Annotated in this window: 19 protein-coding genes; 4 read left to right on the top strand and 15 right to left on the bottom strand. The window is 70.4% G+C overall.

The genetic code is table 11. The features are described 5' to 3' along the window. Position 1: 1 nt before the first annotated feature. Positions 2-1,087, bottom strand: coding sequence for a M24 family metallopeptidase (locus FHP06_RS02325; protein ID WP_147683377.1), 1,086 nt, complete (start codon positions 1,085-1,087; stop codon positions 2-4). 120 nt (positions 1,088-1,207) lie between these two features. Between FHP06_RS02325 and FHP06_RS02330 the strand changes: the two genes are divergently transcribed. The 3 genes from FHP06_RS02330 (at position 1,208) to FHP06_RS02340 (ending at position 4,145) form a co-directional block, all read left to right on the top strand. Continuing rightward, positions 1,208-2,788, top strand: coding sequence for a M20/M25/M40 family metallo-hydrolase (locus FHP06_RS02330; protein WP_222706322.1), 1,581 nt, complete (start codon positions 1,208-1,210; stop codon positions 2,786-2,788). A 62-nt stretch (positions 2,789-2,850) separates the two neighbouring features. After that, entirely contained in the window at positions 2,851-3,759 is a 909-nt protein-coding gene (locus tag FHP06_RS02335; RefSeq protein ID WP_187271744.1) for a 5'-3' exonuclease, read from the top strand. Beyond that, positions 3,756-4,145, top strand: a complete 390-nt coding sequence (locus FHP06_RS02340) for a hypothetical protein (RefSeq protein WP_147683381.1) — start codon at positions 3,756-3,758, stop codon at positions 4,143-4,145. Before FHP06_RS02335 ends, FHP06_RS02340 begins: the two co-directional genes overlap by 4 nt. 49 nt (positions 4,146-4,194) lie before the next feature. On the opposite strand, the gene FHP06_RS02345 is transcribed toward FHP06_RS02340, so the two are convergent. Next, positions 4,195-6,909: a DEAD/DEAH box helicase gene (locus FHP06_RS02345; RefSeq protein ID WP_147683382.1), complete on the bottom strand. Its 2,715-nt coding sequence runs from the start codon at positions 6,907-6,909 to the stop codon at positions 4,195-4,197. Between the two features lie 46 nt (positions 6,910-6,955). Here FHP06_RS02345 and FHP06_RS02350 point away from each other — a divergent pair, with 46 nt between their 5' ends. After that, the gene (locus FHP06_RS02350) at positions 6,956-7,339 is read left to right on the top strand and encodes a DUF4345 domain-containing protein (RefSeq protein ID WP_147683384.1); all 384 of its coding nucleotides are present in this window, start codon (positions 6,956-6,958) and stop codon (positions 7,337-7,339) included. On the opposite strand, the gene FHP06_RS02355 is transcribed toward FHP06_RS02350, so the two are convergent. The 13 genes from FHP06_RS02355 to FHP06_RS02415 form a co-directional block, all read right to left on the bottom strand. Then, positions 7,326-8,201 (bottom strand): diacylglycerol kinase, encoded by an 876-nt coding sequence (locus FHP06_RS02355; RefSeq protein WP_147683386.1) that lies wholly within the window; start codon positions 8,199-8,201, stop codon positions 7,326-7,328. The genes FHP06_RS02350 and FHP06_RS02355 overlap by 14 nt on opposite strands. Before the next feature lie 4 nt (positions 8,202-8,205). Then, positions 8,206-9,006, bottom strand: coding sequence for a twin-arginine translocase subunit TatC (gene tatC, locus FHP06_RS02360; protein WP_230973378.1), 801 nt, complete (start codon positions 9,004-9,006; stop codon positions 8,206-8,208). Between the two features lie 2 nt (positions 9,007-9,008). After that, positions 9,009-9,200 (bottom strand): twin-arginine translocase TatA/TatE family subunit, encoded by a 192-nt coding sequence (locus FHP06_RS02365; protein WP_147683388.1) that lies wholly within the window; start codon positions 9,198-9,200, stop codon positions 9,009-9,011. A gap of 21 nt (positions 9,201-9,221) precedes the next feature. After that, a complete protein-coding gene (locus FHP06_RS02370) occupies positions 9,222-10,175 on the bottom strand; it encodes a helix-turn-helix transcriptional regulator (protein WP_147683390.1) in 954 nt (317 codons plus the stop codon). Continuing rightward, entirely contained in the window at positions 10,172-11,134 is a 963-nt protein-coding gene (locus tag FHP06_RS02375; protein ID WP_147683392.1) for a helix-turn-helix transcriptional regulator, read from the bottom strand. Before FHP06_RS02375 ends, FHP06_RS02370 begins: the two co-directional genes overlap by 4 nt. A 13-nt stretch (positions 11,135-11,147) precedes the next feature. Continuing rightward, positions 11,148-12,056: an FKBP-type peptidyl-prolyl cis-trans isomerase gene (locus FHP06_RS02380; RefSeq protein ID WP_187271745.1), complete on the bottom strand. Its 909-nt coding sequence runs from the start codon at positions 12,054-12,056 to the stop codon at positions 11,148-11,150. A gap of 79 nt (positions 12,057-12,135) precedes the next feature. Beyond that, complete coding sequence (gene pafA, locus FHP06_RS02385) at positions 12,136-13,497, bottom strand: Pup--protein ligase (protein WP_147683395.1); 1,362 nt, start codon at positions 13,495-13,497, stop codon at positions 12,136-12,138. A gap of 39 nt (positions 13,498-13,536) precedes the next feature. Beyond that, positions 13,537-14,229 (bottom strand): proteasome subunit alpha, encoded by a 693-nt coding sequence (gene prcA, locus FHP06_RS02390; RefSeq protein WP_147683397.1) that lies wholly within the window; start codon positions 14,227-14,229, stop codon positions 13,537-13,539. 19 nt (positions 14,230-14,248) lie between these two features. Further along, a complete protein-coding gene (gene prcB / locus FHP06_RS02395) occupies positions 14,249-15,067 on the bottom strand; it encodes a proteasome subunit beta (RefSeq protein ID WP_147683399.1) in 819 nt (272 codons plus the stop codon). After that, positions 15,067-15,261 carry a ubiquitin-like protein Pup gene (locus FHP06_RS02400; RefSeq protein ID WP_147683401.1) on the bottom strand — a complete coding sequence of 65 codons (195 nt, stop codon included), beginning with the start codon at positions 15,259-15,261 and terminating at the stop codon, positions 15,067-15,069. Before FHP06_RS02400 ends, prcB begins: the two co-directional genes overlap by 1 nt. A gap of 16 nt (positions 15,262-15,277) precedes the next feature. Continuing rightward, on the bottom strand, positions 15,278-15,784 hold the full coding sequence (locus FHP06_RS02405; RefSeq protein WP_147683403.1) for a GNAT family N-acetyltransferase: 507 nt from the start codon (positions 15,782-15,784) through the stop codon (positions 15,278-15,280). Next, complete coding sequence (gene dop, locus FHP06_RS02410; protein WP_147683405.1) at positions 15,781-17,283, bottom strand: depupylase/deamidase Dop; 1,503 nt, start codon at positions 17,281-17,283, stop codon at positions 15,781-15,783. The genes FHP06_RS02405 and dop overlap by 4 nt, the downstream gene beginning before the upstream one ends. Positions 17,284-17,310: 27 nt before the next feature. Then, on the bottom strand, positions 17,311-19,302 hold the full coding sequence (locus tag FHP06_RS02415) for an SDR family oxidoreductase (protein ID WP_147683407.1): 1,992 nt from the start codon (positions 19,300-19,302) through the stop codon (positions 17,311-17,313). Between the last annotated feature and the right edge of the window lie 20 nt (positions 19,303-19,322).

Here is a 19,322-nt window from a genome sequence, read left to right on the forward strand (position 1 = left end):
ACTAGGAGAGAACCACCAGGTTGCGGGGCGTGTTGTTGAGCACCTCGAGGCCGTTGTCGGTGCACACGGCGATGTCCTCGATCCGCGCCCCGAAGCGGCCGTCGAGGTACACGCCGGGCTCGATCGAGAACGCCATGCCCGGCTCGAGCACGGTGGTGTTGCCGGCGACGATGTACGGCTCCTCGTGCGTCTCCTGGCCGATGCCGTGTCCGGTCCGGTGGATGAAGCGGTCGCCGTAGCCGGCCTCGGTGAGCAGGTCACGGCCCACGGCGTCGACGGACTCGGCCGTGACGCCGGGCCGGGCGTGCTCGCGCTGAGCCGCCTGGGCCGCCTCGAGGGCCGCGTAGGCGTCGGCGTAGCCGTCCGGTGGCGTGCCACCCGCCAGGTAGTTCCGGGTGGAGTCCGAGCAGTAGCCGGCCGGCGTGGTGCCGCCGATGTCGACGACGACCGGGTCGCCGACCTCGATGACGCGGTCGGAGACGTCGTGGTGCGGCGAGGCGCCGTTGGGACCGGACCCGACGATCACGAAGTCGACCGTGGCGTGTCCCTCGTCGAGGATGGCCCGCGCGATGTCCGCGCCGACCTCGCGCTCCGTGCGCCCGGGGCGCAGCCACTCCCCCATGCGCTCGTGCACGCGGTCGATGGCCGCGCCGGCCTCGCGCAGGGCGTCCACCTCGTCGGGGGTCTTGCGCAGCCGCAGCTCCTGGACGATGGGCCCGGCGAGCACGGTCTTCGCGTCCGGGAAGGTCGCCTGCAGGGCGAAGACCCGTGACGCCCACATGTGGTCGTCGACGCCGAGCGTGCCGGCCTGCGGCACGAGCGACGCGACCAGGGCGAACGGGTCGTCCGTCTCGTCCCAGGAGGCGATGGCCAGGTCGACGCCGGAGGCCACGGCGGCCGGCTTCTCCAGCGTGGGGACGACCAGCGTCGGGTCGCCCTCGGCCGGGAGGACCAGGCAGGTCAGGCGCTCCAGTGGCAGGGCGTGGTAGCCGGTGAGATAGCGCAGGTCAGCGCCCGGAGTGATGAGCAGGGCGTCGATGCCTCGGTCTGCCGCCAGCTGCTGCGCGCGGCTCCATCGGTTCGTCACCCGTCGAGCCTACCCACGGCGCCGGCGGGGGTGCCGGGCCGTGGGCGGCAGACAGCAGAGTGACGTACTGTGACCGGAACCACACACCATCTGGATCGGGGGGTCCACATGCGCACACCGATGCGTAGAACGCTGGCCGCGACCGCGGCCATCGTGCTCACCGGAGCACTCGTCGCCGCCGCGCCCGCACAGGCCAAAGGCCCGAAGGGCGGTCACGGAGACACCGTCGACACGTCTGCTCTGACCGACGCCGTCACGGTTCGCGGCATCCTGTCGCACCTGCGGGCGCTGCAGGACATCGCGACCGCCAACGGCGGCAACCGAGCCTCGGGTCTGCCGGGTCACACGGCCTCGGCCGACTACGTGGCCGATCAGCTCGAGAAGGCCGGCTACACCGTCACCCGTCAGGAGTTCCAGTTCCCGTTCTTCCAGGAGCTCGAGCCCGCCACGCTGACGCAGCTCACGCCCGTCGAGCGCGACCTGGAGACCGCCACGTTCGACTACTCCGGGGCCGACGACGTCACCGGCGCCGTCGTGCCCACGAACGACGTCGTGATCCCGGCCACCGAGGAGCCCAGCAGCACCTCGGGCTGCGAGCCGGAGGACTTCGAGGCGGCACCGGCCGATCCGGCGATCGCGCTGATCCAGCGCGGGTCGTGCGACTTCGCGGTCAAGGTGGCGAACGCCGAGGCAGCCGGCTACGACGCGGTCATCATCTTCAACGAGGGCAACCCGGGCCGAACCGACCTGACCGTCGGCACACTCGGCGGCGAGGCCGGGGTGCCGGTCGTCGGTCTGTCCTACGCCGACGCCGTGGAGCTGATCGAGCAGGCCGAGTCCGGAACGGTCACCGCGCACGTCACCACGAAGACGGAGAACGACCCGTCGCGCACGACGGAGAACGTGATCGCCGACCTGTCGTCGAAGGACGCCAAGAAGGTCAAGAACCCGAACGACACCGTCGTCGTCGGGGCGCACCTCGACAGCGTCGCTGCCGGACCGGGCATCAACGACAACGGCTCGGGCTCGGCGACGATCCTGGAGATCGCGGAGCAGATGTCGGCGCTGAAGCTCACCAAGAAGCTGCAACGGCCGGTCCGCTTCGCCTTCTGGGGCGCCGAGGAGTCGGGCCTGCTGGGCGCCGAGCACTACGTCGCGTCGCTCAGCCAGGCCGAGCGCGACGGCATCTACGCGAACCTGAACTTCGACATGGTCGGCTCGCCGAACTACGTCCGGTTCGTGTACGACGGCGACGGCTCGTCCGAGGACGTCGCAGGTCCGCCCGGGTCCGGTGCGATCGAGAAGATCTTCACGGACTACTTCGACGGCCAGGGACTCGCGTCCGCGCCGACCGCGTTCGACGGACGTTCCGACTACGGACCGTTCATCGAGGCCGGCATCCCGGCGGGCGGCCTGTTCAGCGGCGCCGAGGGTGAGAAGACCGCCGAGGAGGCGGAGATCTACGGCGGTACCGCCGGTGAGGCGTACGACGAGTGCTACCACTCGGCGTGCGACGACATCACCAACATCAACGACGATGCGCTGTTCGAGCTCGGCGACGCCGCCGCGCACGCGACCGCCATCCTCACGATGTCGAAGACGGGCCTGTTCCCCGACGGCAGCTTCGCTCCGAAGCACCCCGGCAAGGGACACGCCAAGGGCCACGGCAAGGCCGGACAGCTCGCCCACGCGGCGCGCTGACCTGCGTAGGATCGGCGTCGGCACCCGTCAGGGTGTCGGCGCCGATCCACGTGCGGAGGACCATGTCCCGACGACTCATGCTGCTCGACTCGGCCAGCCTGTACTTCCGGGCGTTCTACGGCGTCCCGGACTCGCTGAAGGCGCCGGACGGCACGGTGGTGAACGCGGTCCGCGGGATCCTCGACTTCGTCGCGACCCTGACCGCCCAGTACTCCCCCGACGCCGTCGTGGCGTGCTGGGACGACGACTGGCGGCCGGCCTGGCGGGTCGACCTGCTGCCGTCCTACAAGACGCACCGGCTGGCCGATCCGGCCGACCTCGCCGAGGAGGTGCCCGACCTCCTCACGCCTCAGGTGCCGCTCATCGCGGAGGCGTTCGGCCTGATCGGCATCCCCGTCGTCGGCGCCCAGGGTGCTGAGGCGGACGACATCATCGGCACGCTCGCGCGCTCCTGGGACGGGCCGGTCGACGCCGTCACCGGTGACCGTGACCTCTTCCAGCTCGTCGACGACGCCCGGCCGGTCCGGATCCTCTACGTCGCGCGCGGCGTCGGGAACCACGACGTCGTCGACGAGGCGTGGATCCGCACCAAGTACGGCATCGAGTCGCGTCAGTACGTCGACTTCGCCGTGATGCGCGGCGACACCTCCGACGGCATCCCCGGCGTCCCCGGCATCGGCGAGAAGACCGCCGCCACGCTGCTCAAGGAGTTCGGCGACCTCGACGGCATCCTCGAGGCCGCACGCCAGCCGTTCAGCTCGATCAAGCCCCGCGCCCGGCAGTCCCTGCTGGACTCCGAGGAGTACATTCACGTCGCCCGGAAGGTCGTCACCGTCAGCAGCGACGCCTGTCCCACCGACGTCCTCGTCCGCGAGCCGCTCTCCCAGGACCAGAAGGACGCCCTGACCGCCTTCGGCGAGCAGTGGGGCCTCGGCAGCGTGTCCGGCCGCGTCATCGAGGCCCTGGGGTGACCCGGTCGGACTGGATCGAGCACCGACGCCCCGACGGCGAGCTCGTGGGTTGGCTCGAGCCGGACGGGGACGGCTTCCACGTCGTCGACCTGCTCGGCCGTCGGCACACCTCGGCGCCGGTCGACTACGCCGAGGCCGAGCGCGCGCTCGAGGAGCTGGGCATCGGCTACCTGGCCGACCGGTACAGCCTCCAGCTCGAGGACGGTACGGAACGGCGGGTCCGCATCAGCGAGGTGAGCCTCGAGGGCGTCGTCGTGCTCGCGGACGACTTCGGCACCGCCGCGGTCATCGGCGCGAATCCTGACTCCTACGAGCTGCCGTTCCCCGCCCCCGCGGAGCTGCGTTCGCTCGACGCGGCCTCCCTGCCGCGAGATCTGCTCCCGTGACCACCACCCTGCCGGGTTGCGGTGGTGGTCTTCGGAGCAGATGTCGGGGTCAGCTGGCGACGGAGGTGTACGTCACCACGCCGCGCCGGAGGTCGTCCAGCGCCTCGTGCGCCGTCGAGCGGAGGTCGCCCGGGCCGGCGGCGGAGGCCACCTGGGCCAGCACGTCGATGAGCTGCTTCATGGCGCGCACGAAGTCGCCGGCGGCCATCTCGGTCTCGCGGAGCACGTCGTCGAGCGACGCGCCCTGCGCCCACGTCCACACGGCATGGGCGAAGCCGAAGTCCGGGAACCGCAGGTAGCTCAAGCGGTGCTCGCGCTCGAGTCGCTTGAGGTCGCTGCAGATCGACGCCATCGTCTCGGTGACGTCGACGATCCGCCGGGTCGGCAGCAGCGGCGCCGGCGTCTCGTCGCCGGTGCGGGACTCGAACGTCAGACCGCTCACGACGGCCGCGAGCTCGGCGGCGTCCAGGCCGGCCCACACGCCGGCGCGCAGGCACTCGCTGATCAGCAGGTCGAGCTCGCTGTAGACGCGCTGCAGCCGCAGGCCGTCCGGGGTGACGGTGTCGCCGTCGAGGTAGTCGAGCGCGCGCAGCACCTCGCAGACCCGGTCGAACTGGCGGGCCACCGTGTTGGTGCGCTGCTCGATGCGACGACGCTGGTTCGCGGTGTCGCGCTCCAGCTTCAGGTACCGCTCCGCCCAACGGGCGTGGGACTCGCGGTCCGGACACGCATGGCACGGGTGCTCGCGCAGCTTGGTGCGCAGCTCCGCGATCCGGGGATCCTCCCGCAGCAGGTTCTCCCGGTACGGCTTGTCCCGCCGCCAGGCGACGCCCTCGGCGCGGTCGCGCAGGGCCGACGCGAGATCGCGACGGGCCTGCGGGTTACGAGCGCTGAACGACTTCGGGATGCGCATGCGCGTGATGGCCTCGACCGGCACCGGGAAGTCCACCAGGGCCAGCCGACGGGCGTGCCGGTTGGCCGTCAGCACCATGGGTCGCGGGTCGTCCGCCGACTGGCGGTGACCCGGGTCGAGCACCACGGCGAGGCCGGCCCAGCGGCCCGCGGGCACGTTGATGACGTCGCCCACCTTGAGCCCGCTCAGCGACTCGACGACCTGGGCGCGCTCGGCCGCGCGACGGGTCTTCGAGCCGGACGACTCGAGGTCGCTCAGCTCACGCCGCATCGCCGCGTACTCCATGAAGTCGCCGAGGTGGCACGTCGCCGACTCCTGGTAGCCCGCCAGCGCCTCGTCGGCCTTGTGGATCTGCCGGGCCAGTCCGACGACGGCGCGGTCGGCCTGGAACTGGGCGAACGACTGCTCCAGCAGCTCGCGCGCCCGCTCGCGCCCCACCTGGGCGACCAGGTTGACCGCCATGTTGTACGACGGCTGGAACGACGAGTTCAACGGATACGTACGCGTGGACGCGAGACCCGCCACCTGGCGCGGGTCCAGGCCAGGCTGCCACAGGACCACGCCGTGGCCCTCGACGTCGATGCCGCGGCGGCCGGCCCGCCCGGTCAGCTGGGTGTACTCCCCCGGCGTGATGTCGACGTGCGCCTCGCCGTTCCACTTCGACAGCCGCTCGATCACGACGGACCGTGCGGGCATGTTGATGCCGAGTGCCAGGGTCTCGGTCGCGAAGACGACCTTCACCAGCCCGGCGCTGAACAGGTCCTCGACGACCTCCTTGAAGGTCGGCAGCATGCCGGCGTGGTGCGACGCGATGCCGCGCACCAGCGCTGCCCGGAAGTCGTGGAAGCCCAGGACGTGCAGGTCGGCGTCGGGCAGGTGCGCGCAAGCGGCGTCGACGGCGGAGCCGATCTCCTCCTGCTCCTCCGGCGTGGTCAGGGTGAACCGGGCGTCGGCGACCTGGCGCACGGCGGCGTCGCAGCCGGCCCGGCTGAACACGAACACGATGGCCGGCAGCAGCGCCTCGGCGTCGAGCTTCTCCACCAGCTCGACCCGGCCTGGCGTGCGGTGGTGGCTGCGTGGACGACGTCCACCGCGCGGTGGGCGGCCCTTGCTCATCCGGGACAGCTGCCAGTCCTCGCGCGCCATGCGCTCCAGCTGGCGGTTCACGGTGCCGTCCTCGTCCTCGAACAGCGGGAACAGCCGGCGGCCGACGAGCACGTGCTGGTGCAGCGGCACCGGACGTCGCTCCTCGACGATCGTGGTGGTGTGGCCGCGGACCTCGGTGAGCCACTCGCCGAACTCCTCGGCGTTGGAGACCGTGGCGGACAGGGAGATGACGGCCACGGACTCGGGCAGCCCGATGATGACCTCCTCCCAGACGGCGCCGCGGAAGCGGTCGGCGAGGTAGTGCACCTCGTCCATGACGACGAACCCCAGCCCGACGAGCGTGCTCGAGCCGGCGTAGAGCATGTTGCGCAGCACCTCGGTGGTCATGACGACCACCGGTGCCTCGCCGTTGATGGTGTTGTCGCCGGTCAGCAGGCCGACGTTCTCGGCGCCGTGGCGGGCGACGAGGTCGGTGTACTTCTGGTTGGACAGGGCCTTGATCGGCGTCGTGTAGAAGCACTTGCGGCCGGTGGCCAGCGCCAGGTGCACGGCGAACTCGCCCACGATCGTCTTGCCGGATCCCGTCGGCGCGGCGACCAGGACCCCCTGCCCGTCCTCGACGGCGCGGCAGGCCCGCACCTGGAAGTCGTCGAGCGTGAACGTGTGGTGGCCGCGGAACTCGGCGAGGTACGGGTGGTCCCGGTCCGCGCGCGATCGGGCGTATCGCTCGGCCGGGGAGGACATACGTCCAGGTTACGGGTCACCCGGTGGATCGGCCGGACGTGCGAGCATGGCCGACATGGTGCAGAAGACGATCGTGGGGATCCTCGCCCTCGTGTTCCTGTTCATCGGCGTGGCGTTCATCGCCGCACCGGGCGCGATGACCGACCTGGCGACCGGCGCGGAGCCGAGCAAGGCCAGCTCGCTGACGGAGATCAGAGCGGTCTCCGGCGGCGTGGCGCTCGGCATCGGCCTGTTCTTCGCCCTGTGCGTCCGGAAGACCGAGTGGCTGACCATGGCGCTGCTCCTGGGCGCGCTCGTCGGCGGGTCGCTGGCACTGGGCCGGATCATCGGCTTCCTCGCCGACGGCGACGTCACGGGGACGCAGGCGTCCTTCGCCGTGCTCGAGGTGGCCACGCTGGCCGTCTGCTCCTGGGCGCTCAGGCGGGACTGAGCACTCGGAGGGCTCCGGGCCGGACCACGGTGGTCATCGGCAGCGGTCCGAGGCGCTCACCGTCGCCGTAGGCGACGATCCCGGGCGACGAGAGCGTCACCTCGCGCACCCGGTGTCGCTCGAACTCCGGGATGGTCGTGTGCGTGCCCTTGTACAGGCGAGGGAACACCCGGAGCAGCTTCGCCTTGCTCACCGGGTTGATGATCACGACGTCGAGCAGCCCGTCGTCCATCACCGCGCCCTCGCACAGCCGGAGGCCGCCGCCGAACGACGGCCCGTTGCCCACGGCCGCGAGCATCGCCTCCCGCTCGATGGTCTCGCCGTCCAGCGTGATGGTGAACGGCAGCGGCTGGAACGCCCGCAGCTCGGCCACGATGGCGATGTTGTAGCGCATGTTGCCGCGCGGCCACGTCATCGCGTTGGCCCGCTCGTTGACCTTGGAGTCGAACCCCGACGCCACGACGGTGACCACGGACGAGCCGTCGTCGGTCTGGGCGAGGTCGATCGTGCGGGTGTGGCCCGCCAGCACGAGCTCCAGCGCCGCAGCGGGATCCTTGACGGGGATCCCGAGCGACCGCGCGGTGTCGTTGCCCGTCCCGGCCGGCAGCAGCCCGACGGTCAGGTCACGGCCGGCGACCACCGGGAGGATGTCGTGCAGTGCTCCGTCGCCGCCCACGACCACGACGGTGTCGACGCCCGTCTCCAGGGCCTTGTCGAGCTGCTCGCGGGCGTGCGCGGCGTCGTCGCCCTGGATGCGGGCGGTCTGGTGGCCGCGGTCCAGCAGGACGCGTTCGGCCTCGGTGGCGATGCGGTCCCCCTGCCGCTTGCCGGAAACCGGGTTGACGACGAGGGCGACGTGCATGGGCTCAGCCTAACGAGCCGGACGGCTCCTTCTGGGCACGTCGGCGCTGCCTGTCGGCGAGGTGGGCCAGGACCTCGGCGAGGCCGTACAGGACGGTCATCGGGACGGCGAGGAACAGCATCGAGAGCGGGTCCGTGCTCGGCGTCGCCACCGCGGCGAAGACGAAGATGCCCACGATGGTCCACGGCCGCGCGGTGGCGAGCTGCTTGCCGCTGACCACACCGAGCCGGTTCAGCAGCACCACGACGAGCGGGATCTCCGCCGCGACGCCGAACACGAGCATCATCCGGATGATGAAGTCGAAGTACTCCGCGCCGGTGACCAGGCTGTCGACGCCGTCGGGCACGAATCCGATCAGCACGTTGATCGCCTTGGGCAGCACGACGTACGCCAGCGCGGCGCCGGCGATGAACAAGGGCGCACCGGTGGCGGTGAGCAGCAGGGCCCACTTCTTCTCGTTGCGGTGCAGCGCCGGGAGGATGAAGGCCCACGCCTGCCAGAGCCAGATCGGGCTGGACGCGATCAAGCCGGCGACGAAGGAGATCTTCAGCTGGAACTGGAACGCGCCGCCGATGCCCGTGATGACGATGTTCGACTCGATGCCTCGCTCCTCGAGCAACGGCTTGATGTCGTTGTACGGGTGCGTGAGGAACTCGAGGATCTGGTCGTAGAAGAACCAGGCGACGATCGTGCCGACCGCGATGGCCAGCACGCCTTTGACGAGTCGTCCCCGCAGCTCGCGGAGGTGGTCCATGAGCGGCATGGTGCCGCCCGGTGGGCGCGCCTTGCCGCGCAGCAGCGCCAAGCTCAGCCCTGTTCGGGCTTCTTGTCCGCCTCGCCCGCCTCGAGGTGGGCCGGCTTGTCCTCGTCGTCTCCCTTGGTCACCTCGTCCTTGAACTGACGCAGCGCGCGACCGAACTCGGGGAGCTTGCGGCCACCGAAGATGAGGACGACGATGCCGAGCACGATCAAGAGCTCTGTGGTGCCGAGACCGGCCATGTGCACTCCTCTGTCGGGGTTCTACTGCTCATCGTACGCGCCGAGCGCCAAACGAGCGTGGTCCCTCACCTCGTCGGCCAGCGACGCCGGCTCGACGACGTGCACGGACCCGGCGTTGCGCAGCACGAGGCGACGCAGCCACGACCAGTCGCCGCCGAACATGCGGACGCGCAGCAGGTCGCCACGACGCTCGACGTCCTGGACCGGGTAGTACTCGGTGAGCCAGTGCGCCCGCGGCTCGAGGTCGAGCACGGCGTACGGGGTGTCGTCGCCGACGGTGAAGAAGGCGGAGGCGAGGTCGCGGGGCTCGGCGTCGTGGTCGTCGGCCGACTCCCCCGTCAGCTCGGCGGACTCGATGCGGTCGAGCCGGAAGAACCGCAGGTCCTCGGCCTTCAGGCACCAGGCCTCGAGGTACAGCCGGCCGTTCTCGGTGAACAGGCGGCGCGGGTCGACGTCTCGCTCGGTGCGGTCGTCGCGCGAGGCCGTGCCGTAGACGATCCGGACCCGCTGACCGCTCTGCAGCGCGTGCACGAGCGTGGTCTGGAGCGCCGCGTCGACGTCCTCGAGGTGCACGTCGACCGGTGCGTCCACCTGCTCCCCCACGGCCGTCTCGAGCTTCGCGAGGGCGCTGTCGATGATGGGGAGCTGGGCGCCGCTCGCCGAGGCCCGCAGGGCACGCAGGGCGACGATCAGCGCCACGCCCTCGCTGCTGTTGAGCCGGAGCGGGCGCGGCATGAACTCGGCGTCGCGGATGTAGACGACGCCGTCCTCCTCGAGCGCGCCGAGGTCGAAGTCGATCAGCTCGCCCGCATACTCCCCCACGCCGGTGTACATCAGGAGGCGGAGGTCGTCGCGAATCTGCTTGGGCGTGACGCCGAACTCCTCGGCGACATCGCGGACCGGGATGCCGTCGTGGCCCTGCAGGTACGGCACCAGGGCGAGCATCCGCTGCACCTGGCTGCCGGAGCGGCTCATGAGGAGCTCCCGACGGCTTCACGGAGCCGGGCGACGACCTGCTCGCGGACGTCGTCCGGCGCCACGACCACGACGTCGGGCCCGTAGGCCACGACCTCCGACGCCAGGTCCCACGCGGACGCGAACGGCACCTCGAGCTCGTCGTGGTCGTCGCCGGCCGGGTGGACGGCGGACGCCATGCGGCGCAACGCCTGTCCGCGGCCGGACTTCACGCGCAGCACGGCGACGCGGTCGGGCTCCGCCGGGAACAGCGCCGCGGCGACCTTCGTCATGTCGAGGTCGTCGGGCACCTCGTACGAGCCCGCCGCCCCGGTGGTCTCGACGTCGCTGACGACGCGCGACAGCCGGAAGATGCGCGGCGCCTCGCGGTCCAGGTCGTAGCCGCCGAGGTACCAGCGGTCGTGCCAGGAGATGATCCCCCACGGCTGGACGTGACGCCGGGACGACTCGTGGCCCGGGCGCTGATAGGTGAACGCCACCGGGATGCGCCGCGTGGCCGCGTCCCACATGACGTCGAAGCACGGCTCGTCGGCCGACAGCTTCGGCTCGGCCATGCGCAGCACGTCCGGGTCGACGTCGATGCCGGCCGCCTTCAGCTTGACCAGCGCCGACGTGGAGGCGCCGGCGAGACCGGCGTGCTCCCACACCTGCGCGGCCAGGCCCAGGACGGCGGCCTCCTCGCGGGTGAGGGCCAGGTCGGGCAGCTCCGCCTCGTCGCGCGGGATGCGGTAGCCGACCTCGTCGTCGAAGTACTTGTCGTTGCTGCCCATCTCCACGACGATGCCGAGCTCGCGCAGCTCCTCCTTGTCGCGCTCGAACATCCGCTCAAAGGCGGCCTGGCTGGCCGACTCGCGGTAGTCGCTGATGGTCTGCCGGATCTGCTCCTTGGAGAGGTACTGCCGGCTGACCAGCAACGCGAAGATGAGGTTCATCAACCTCTCGGTCTTGCGGTCAGCCATGGACAGGAGGATGTCAGGAGGCGTCGAGCAAGTCGATCACGAACAGGAGCGTGTCGCCCGCCTTGATCTTGCCGCCCTGCGGCGGGGAGTCGCCGTAGGCGGTGTCGGAGGGGCACACGAGCACGACGCGGGAGCCGATCTTCTGGCCCGGGAGCAGGTCCTGCCAGCACTTCACCAGCTGGCTCAGCTGGAAGGTGGCGGGCGCACCCTTCGACCACGACTCGTCGAAGACGTCGCCGTCCGGGTAGACCTGGCCGACGTAGTGCGCCGTGACGCTCTGGTCCTTCCCGACGGCCTTGCCGGTGCCCTGGATGACCACGTGCGCGCTGGCCTTGGTGACCTTCTTGGGCGTGGACTTGGTGGCCTCGAAGCCGGACGGGTGGCCGTCCTTCATGACGAGGCTCGGGACGTCCTTGGGCAGCTTCTTCGCCGTGCCGGTGGCCTTCTGCGGCACCTTGGACACGATGTCGAACAGGAACACCATCGTGTCGTCCTTCTTGATGCCGAGCGTCTGCTGCTCCTGGCCGAACCCGTCCTCGGGCGGGATGGCCACCAGGACGCGGCTGCCGACCTTCTGGCCCTCGAGACCCTTGATGAAGCCCGGGAGCACCGAGCCCTCGGTCAGCGCGACGGTGAGCGGCGACTTGCTGGTGAAGGAGTTGTCGAACTGCTTGCCGGTGCGGCCGTTCACGGCCACGTAGTTGACCTTGAGGACGTCGCCGGACTTGGTCTCCTCGCCGTCGCCCTCCTTGACGACCTTGGTGCCCGTCTTGTCGGCCGTGAAGTTCTTGGCGACCGTCAGCTTGGGGTTGTCGCCCCCGCCGACCTTGACGTCGTCGAGGGCCTGGCTGCCGGAGTCGGACCCGCCGCAACCGGCGAGGAGGAGGCAGGCGACCACGGAGACCGCGAGGATTCGGCGCACAGGAAGACCTTCTGGTGGGGGACGGACCGGGCCAACCATAGCCGCGACAGCCAAGAGAACCCTGAGTTGGGCCGGGTTGTCACATGCCGTCGATGAGCCGCTGCACCCGCTCGTCGTGCGAGCGGAACGGGTCCTTGCACAGCACGGTGCGCTGCGCCTGGTCGTTGAGCTTGAGATGCACCCAGTCGACGGTGAAGTCGCGGCGACGCTCCTGGGCCCGCTTGATGAAGTCGCCCCGCAGCCGCGCGCGGGTGGTCTGCGGCGGCACCGACTTGGCGGCGAACACGTCGAGGTCGCGCGTCACGCGCGCCACCGCACCCTTGTTCTCCAGCAGGTAGAAGATGCCCCGGTCGCGCCGGATGTCGTGGTACGCGAGGTCGAGCTGGGCGATGCGCGGGTCGGCCCAGCTCAGGCCGTGCGCCGTGCGGTAGCGGTCGAGCAGGCGGAACTTGATGACCCAGTCGACCTCGCGCTCGACGAGGGACAGGTCCTCGGACTCGACGGCCTTCAGCGTGCGCTCCCACAGGTCCATCGCCCGGTCGACGGTGGGCGTGTGCAGCCCGTGCCGGTCGACGAACTCCGCGGCCTTGCCGAAGTACTCGGCCTGGATCTCCAGCGCCGAGAGCTCACGGCCGTTCGCGAGCTGGACCTTGCGGCGCCCGGTCATGTCGTGGGCGATCTCGCGGATGGCGCGGATCGGGTTGTCGAGCGTCATGTCGCGCATCGACACACCGCCCTCGATCATCCGCAGCACGAGGTCGGTGGTGGCCACCTTCAGCAGCGTGGTGGTCTCGCTCATGTTGGAGTCGCCGACGATGACGTGCAGGCGGCGGAACCGCTCCGCGTCGGCGTGCGGCTCGTCGCGCGTGTTGATGATCGGCCGTGACCGGGTGGTGGCGCTGGAGACGCCCTCCCAGATGTGCTCGGCGCGCTGGCTGACCGAGTAGATGGTGCCGCGCGGCGTCTGCTGCACCTTGCCGGCGCCGCAGATGATCTGGCGCGAGACGAGGAACGGGATCAGGACGTCGGCGAGCCGGCTGAACTCGCCACCGCGGCCGACGAGGTAGTTCTCGTGGCAGCCGTAGGAGTTGCCGGCGGAGTCGGTGTTGTTCTTGAAGAGGTAGATGTCGCCCTCGACGCCGTCGTCGGCCAGCCGGTGCTGGGCGTCGATCATCAGCCCCTCGAGGATCCGCTCCCCAGCGCGGTCGTGCGTGACGAGGTCGACGAGGTCGTCGCACTCCGGCGTCGCGTACTCCGGGTGGCTGCCGACGTCGAGGTACAGCCGGGCGCCGTTGCGCAGGAAGACGTTGCTGCTGCGGCCCCAGCTGACGACCCGCCGGAACAGGTACCGGGCGACCTCGTCCGGCGACAGGCGGCGCTGACCCCGGAACGAGCAGGTCACGCCGTACTCGTTCTCGATCCCGAAGATCCGCCGATCCATGGGATCAGCCTAGTCGCGAGATGGGCGCGCTGCGGGATGTCAGCCGAGCGCTTGGGCGACCGTCTCGTCCGTCAGCCGCTTGAACTTCCGCGGCTGGGGCCGGGTGCGGTCCAGCACGGCGACCTCGAGGTCCGCGGCCGGGATCGTCCGGGTCGGGCTGGAGTCCTGGCCGAGCGACTCGGCGGCGAGCCGGATGGCGGCCGCGAGGTCGAAGCCGTCGCTGTAGTGCTCGCCGAGGTGCGTCTCGACCTGCTCGCTCTGCCCGCCCATCACGCCGTAGCCCTGGATGTCCGCCACGGATCCGTCGTAGGTGAGCCGGTAGATCTGGTCGCCGGCGGCGTCGTCGCCCACCTCGGCGACGAACAGCTCCACCTCGTACGGCTTCTCGCCGCCGGAGCTGAAGATCGTGCCGAGCGTCTGGGCGTACGCGTTGGCGAGCCCGCGGCCGGTGACGTCGCGACGGTCGTAGGAGTATCCACGCAGGTCAGCGAGCCGGACGCCGGCGATGCGCAGGTTCTCGAACTCGTTGTAGCGGCCGACCGCGGCGAACCCGATGCGGTCGTAGATCTCGCTGATCTTGTGCAGGGCCTGGGACGGGTTCTCCGCGACGAACAGGACGCCGTCGGCGTACTGGACGACGGCGACGCTGCGGCCGCGTGAGATGCCCTTCCGGGCGAAGTCCGCCCGGTCTTTCATGAGCTGCTCGGGCGAGACGTAGAACGGTGCGGTCATCGTGTGGTCCTCTCGTCCGTCAGGTCAGGGGGGCGGCGGGGCCGTCGGGACGTACGAGGCGAGCCCCGATGACGTCGTCGGCGATGGCGCCGACCTCGGCGTCCGAGGCACGGCGGTAGCCGTCGGCGGTGACGACCGCGACGACCGGGAAGATCCGGCGCGTGAGGTCCGGACCGCCGGTGGCGGAGTCGTCGTCGGCGGCGTCGTAGAGCGCCTGGATTGTGGCCGTGATGGTCTCGGTCTCGTTCAGGTCGTCGCGGTAGAGCTTCTTCAGCGCGCCGCGGGCGAAGATCGAGCCCGAGCCGACCGCGTGGAACGCGTGCTCCTCGTAGCGGCCGCCGGTGACGTCGTACGAGAAGATCCTGCCCTCGCGGGTGGCTTGGTCGAAGCCGGCGAACAGCGGCACGACGGCCAGACCCTGCATGGCGAGCCCGAGGTTGTTGCGGATCAGGGCGGCGAGCCGGTTGGCCTTGCCGTCGGCCGACAGGACGGTGCCCTCGAGCTTCTCGTAGTGCTCGAGCTCGACCTGGAACAGCCGGACCACCTCGACGGCGAGGCCGGCGCTGCCGGCGATGCCGATGCAGGAGTACTCGTCTGCCGGGAACACCTTCTCGATGTCGCGCTGGGCGATGACGTTGCCCATGGTGGCGCGCCGGTCGCCGGCCATGACGACGCCGCCCGGGAACGTGGCGGCGACGATCGTGGTGCCGTGCGGCGCGATGTCGCTGAGGTCACCGGCCGCCCGCGCACGAGCGCCCGGCACGAGGTCGGGCGCCTGTTGGGCGAGGAAGTCGGCGAAGGAGGAGGAACCCGCAGCGGTGAAGGGCTCCGGCAGCATCACTGCCCACCCTTCTGCACGAAGCTGCGCACGAACTCCTCGGCGTTCTCCTCGAGCACGTCGTCGATGTCGTCCAGGATCGAGTCGACGTCGTCGTCGAGCTTCTCCTTGCGCTCGACGTCGACCTCGGTCTCCTCGACCTGGTCGGTGGTCTCGTCGGACTTGCGGGTGCTCTTGTGCTGCTGCTCGGCCATGCCTCCAGCCTAGCCCTCAGACCCCCAGGTCACGCTCGTACCAGCGCACGTCGACGTAGCGGTCCATCTTGAATCCGACCTCGGTGTACGTGCCCACCTCGGTGAACCCGAGGGCGCGGTGCAGCCCCTCGGACGCGTCGTTGGGCAGCGCGACCCCCGCGTAGGCGCGATGCAGGCCCGGATGTGCCTCCAGCTGCCGGAGCAGCTCGCTGTACAGGATGCGGCCGATGCCCTGGCCCGTGGCGTCGGTCGCGAGGTAGATGCTGGTCTCCACCGACGGGGCGTACGCCGCCTTCGCGCGGAACATGCTGCTGGTGGCGTACCCGACCGCGCGGCCGTCCACGTCCGCCACCAGGAGGCGGTGTGGGCCGTCGGGCGTGTAGTGCCCGAACCACTCGGTCCGCTGCTCCAGCGTCATCTCCTCCAGGTCGAACGTGGAGTGCGACGTCAGGATCTGGTGGTTGTAGACGTCCAGGAGCGCCGGCAGGTCGTCCAGGACGCCGGGGCGGATCTCGGCGGTCATCGGCGGGTCAGCGTGGAGAACAGCTCGGCGGCGGTGTCGCACTGCTCGAACAGCTCTCCGACGTGCTCGGCGGTGCCGCGCAGCGGCTCCATCGTCGGGATGCGTTGCAGGGAGTCGTGGCCCGCCAGGTCGAAGATCACCGAGTCCCACGAGGCGGCCGCGATGTCGGCGGCGAACCGGGTGAGGCACATGCCGCGGAAGTACGCGCGGGTGTCGTGCGGCGGCTCGGTGATCGCCGCCTGGATCTCGGCGTCCGTGACGAGCCGGTCGATCCGGCCGCCGCGGACGAGCTGGTGGTACAGCCCCTTCTCCGGGCGGACGTCGTGGTACTGCAGGTCGACGAGGTGCAGCTTGGCGTGGTCCCAGTCGAGGCCGTCGCGGTCCCGGTACGACTCGAGCAGCGAGAGCTTGGCCACCCAGTCGAGGTCGCGCTCGCACTCGCGCGGGTCGCGGGCCAGCCGCTCGAGGACGTCCGCCCAGCGCCGCAGGACGTCGTCGGTCTGCTCGTCGGAGCCTTCGCGGGCGACGAACTCCTGCGCCTGCCGGAGGTACTCCCCCTGCAGCTCCAGCGCCGTGATCGTGCGGCCGTCCTGCAGCTCCACCACGTCCTTGAGCGACGGGTCGTGGGAGATGTCGTGGAGCGCGGTGACCGGCTGGGCGAGTGCGAGCCCGGACGACAGGAAGCCGGCCTCGATCATCGCGAGCACCAGCGACGTGGTGCCGTGCTTGAGGTAGATGGCGGTCTCGGAGCAGTTGGCGTCGCCGATGATGACGTGCAGCCGGCGGTACTTCTTCGGGTCGGCGTGCGGCTCGTCGCGGGTGTTGATGATCGGCCGCTTGAGCGTGGTCTCCAGGCCGACGCCCACCTCCATGTAGTCGGCGCGCTGGCTGATCTGGAACGCGTGGACGCTGCCGTCCTGCATCTGGCCGACCCGGCCCGCGCCGGTGAACACCTGGCGGGACACGAAGAACGGCGTGAGGTGCTCGACGACGGCCTCGAACGGGACGTCCCGCCGCATCAGGTAGTTCTCGTGGGCGCCGTAGGAGGCGCCCTTGTTGTCGACGTTGTTCTTGTAGAGCACCACCGGGGCTGCGCCCGGCAGCTGGCCGGCCAGCTCGGCGCCGAGCCGCATCACGTGCTCGCCCGCCTTCTCCCAGACGACGACGTCGCGCGGGTTGGTGACTTCCGGGCTGGAGTACTCCGGGTGCGCGTGGTCGACGTACAGGCGCGCTCCGTTGGTGAGGATGATGTTCGCGAGCCCGAGGTCCTCGTCGGTGAGCTGCGACGGGTCGGCGACCTCGCGGCTGAGGTCGAACCCGCGGGCGTCGCGCAGCGGGTTCTCCTCCTCGAAGTCCCAGCGTGCGCGGCGCGTCAACCCGTGCGCGGCCGCGTACGAGTTGACCACGTGGGTCGACGCGACCATCGGGTTGGCGTGCGGCTGTCCCTTGACCGCGATGCCGTACTCGACCTCGCTGCCCTGCACGCGGCGAACGCTCATGCGTTCAGCGTAGGGCGCGAGTCCCGATCACCAGTGGACGCCCTTGAGCACGCGGGCGAGCGCGCGCTGCTGCCGAGTGGTCTTCTCCCCGGCGCCGTCGCCGCGGGCGGCGGCGGAGTCGGGGAAGATCTTGTACGCCTGGTTGAGGATGCGGAACGACGCGTGCGGCGCGACGGCGTGGGTGATCTCGCCGGCGGTGCCCATCACGGTGTTGATCTCGTGCGGCTTGTCGCGGATCGCGCGGAGCACCAGGTCGGCGGCCTGCGAGGGGCTGATGGTGGGGAAGGCGTCGTAGATCTTGGTGGGCGCGATCATCGGCGTGCGCACCAGCGGCATGTGGATCGACGTGAACGTGATGCCGTCGCCGATCAGCTCCGACGACACGACCCGGCTCCACGCGTCGAGCGCCGCCTTCGAGGCGACGTACGCGGCGAAACGCGGCGGGTTGGTCTGCACGCCGATGGAGCTGATGTTGACGATGTGCCCGGTCTTGCGGCGCGCCATCGACGGGGTGAGCCCCATGATCAGGCGGATGGCGCCGAAGTAGTTGAGCTGCATCGTGCGCTCGAAGTCGTGGAACCGGTCGTACGACAGCCGCAGGGACCGGCGGATCGAGCGGCCGGCGTTGTTGACCACGACGTCGATGCCCTCGAAGTCGCGGGTGAGCTTCTTGGCGAGCTTGTCGATCTCGTCGAGGTCGGACAGGTCGCACGGGTAGGCGAACGCCACGCCGCCCTGCGCCTCGATGTCGCCCTTGGTCTCCTCGAGCTTCTCCGCGCCGCGCGCGACGAGGATCGCGGTGCCGCCGAGCGCCGCGACACGCAGCGCCGTGGCCTTGCCGATGCCGGACGACGCACCGGTGATCACGACGGTCTTGCCCTGCAGCGCCTTCGCGGACGCCTTGTCGTTGCGGATGTCAGGGTCGAGGTTCTGCTCCCAGTAGTCCCAGAGCGTCGCGGCGTAGTCGCGCAGGCGCGGGATCGTGATGTCGGAGTCCTTCAGGGCCGCTTGCGTGATCGCGGCGTCGTACCGCGTCGGCAGCGAGATGTGGGCCAGCACCTCGGCGGGGATGCCGAGCCGGCCGAGCGTCTGGTTCGCGAGCACCTCGCCCGGTCCCCCGCCCGTGCCGCGACCGATCGCGTCCTGCAGCCACCGGGTGGGCAGCAGGTTCGTGACGCGGCTGTCGAGCTGGATCTGGAACGACGGCGACTTCGCGGCCTTGGCGAAGGCGTTGAGGACGTCGATGTTCTTCTGCGGTCGCGGGTTCACCAGGTGGAACGCACGGCCGTCGAGGTTGGGCTGGTGGGCCAGGTGGTCCATGGCCCGCGCGACGTAGTCGACCGGGACGATGTTCGTGCTGCCCATGCCCGCGCCGAACAGCGGCAGCCACGCCGGCACGTAGTCGCGCATCCGCTTGATCAGCGTGAAGAAGTAGTAGGGGCCGTCGATCTTGTCGATCTCGCCGGTCTCGGAGTCGCCGACGACGATGGCCGGTCGGTAGACGCGCCACGGGACGGTGGCCTCGTCGCGGACGATCTTCTCGGACTCGAACTTCGTGCGGTGGTAGTCGGACTGGAATCCCTGGCCCTCGTCGAACATCTCCTCGGTCCAGCGGCCCCGGAGGTCGCCGCTCGCCGCGATGGACGAGACCTGGTGGAAGCACCCGGCGTCGAGGGCGGCGGCCACCTGCAGGGCGTTGCGCGTGCCGCCGGTGTTCAACCGGTCGTTGGCCTCCTTGGTGGCCGTCATGTCGTAGGAGGCGGCCAGGTGGAAGAAGTGCTTGACCTCGCCGGCGTGCTCCGCGACCCAGGCCGGGTCGACGCCGAGGCCCTCCTCGGTGAGCTCTCCGGGGACCGGCACGATGCGCGTGGAGTTGTTCCAGCGGTACCGGAACCGGTCGAGCTTCGCCTCCGACCCGGGACGGACGAGCACCCAGATGGTGCCGCGTCGGTGGTCGACGAGCTCGGCGATCAGACGCCGGCCGATGAACCCGGTCGCGCCCGTGACGAAGTAGGCCATGGCAGCGATGCTAGGCCACA

Source organism: Aeromicrobium terrae (genome assembly GCF_008039565.1).
GTDB classification, from domain to species: Bacteria; Actinomycetota; Actinomycetes; order Propionibacteriales; family Nocardioidaceae; genus Aeromicrobium; species Aeromicrobium terrae.

What these genes read in the sequence shown, in the direction of transcription:
- FHP06_RS02330 (WP_222706322.1), top strand. Translation starts at nt 1,208, where the DNA reads ATGCGTAGAACGCTGGCCGCGACCGCGGCCATCGTGCTCACCGGAGCA.
- FHP06_RS02335 (WP_187271744.1), top strand. Translation starts at nt 2,851, where the DNA reads ATGTCCCGACGACTCATGCTGCTCGACTCGGCCAGCCTGTACTTCCGG.
- FHP06_RS02345 (WP_147683382.1), bottom strand. Translation starts at nt 6,909, where the DNA reads ATGTCCTCCCCGGCCGAGCGATACGCCCGATCGCGCGCGGACCGGGAC.
- FHP06_RS02350 (WP_147683384.1), top strand. Translation starts at nt 6,956, where the DNA reads ATGGCCGACATGGTGCAGAAGACGATCGTGGGGATCCTCGCCCTCGTG.
- FHP06_RS02355 (WP_147683386.1), bottom strand. Translation starts at nt 8,201, where the DNA reads ATGCACGTCGCCCTCGTCGTCAACCCGGTTTCCGGCAAGCGGCAGGGG.
- FHP06_RS02365 (WP_147683388.1), bottom strand. Translation starts at nt 9,200, where the DNA reads ATGGCCGGTCTCGGCACCACAGAGCTCTTGATCGTGCTCGGCATCGTC.
- FHP06_RS02370 (WP_147683390.1), bottom strand. Translation starts at nt 10,175, where the DNA reads ATGAGCCGCTCCGGCAGCCAGGTGCAGCGGATGCTCGCCCTGGTGCCG.
- FHP06_RS02375 (WP_147683392.1), bottom strand. Translation starts at nt 11,134, where the DNA reads ATGGCTGACCGCAAGACCGAGAGGTTGATGAACCTCATCTTCGCGTTG.
- pafA (WP_147683395.1), bottom strand. Translation starts at nt 13,497, where the DNA reads ATGGATCGGCGGATCTTCGGGATCGAGAACGAGTACGGCGTGACCTGC.
- prcA (WP_147683397.1), bottom strand. Translation starts at nt 14,229, where the DNA reads ATGACCGCACCGTTCTACGTCTCGCCCGAGCAGCTCATGAAAGACCGG.
- prcB (WP_147683399.1), bottom strand. Translation starts at nt 15,067, where the DNA reads ATGCTGCCGGAGCCCTTCACCGCTGCGGGTTCCTCCTCCTTCGCCGAC.
- FHP06_RS02400 (WP_147683401.1), bottom strand. Translation starts at nt 15,261, where the DNA reads ATGGCCGAGCAGCAGCACAAGAGCACCCGCAAGTCCGACGAGACCACC.
- FHP06_RS02405 (WP_147683403.1), bottom strand. Translation starts at nt 15,784, where the DNA reads ATGACCGCCGAGATCCGCCCCGGCGTCCTGGACGACCTGCCGGCGCTC.
- dop (WP_147683405.1), bottom strand. Translation starts at nt 17,283, where the DNA reads ATGAGCGTTCGCCGCGTGCAGGGCAGCGAGGTCGAGTACGGCATCGCG.
- FHP06_RS02415 (WP_147683407.1), bottom strand. Translation starts at nt 19,302, where the DNA reads ATGGCCTACTTCGTCACGGGCGCGACCGGGTTCATCGGCCGGCGTCTG.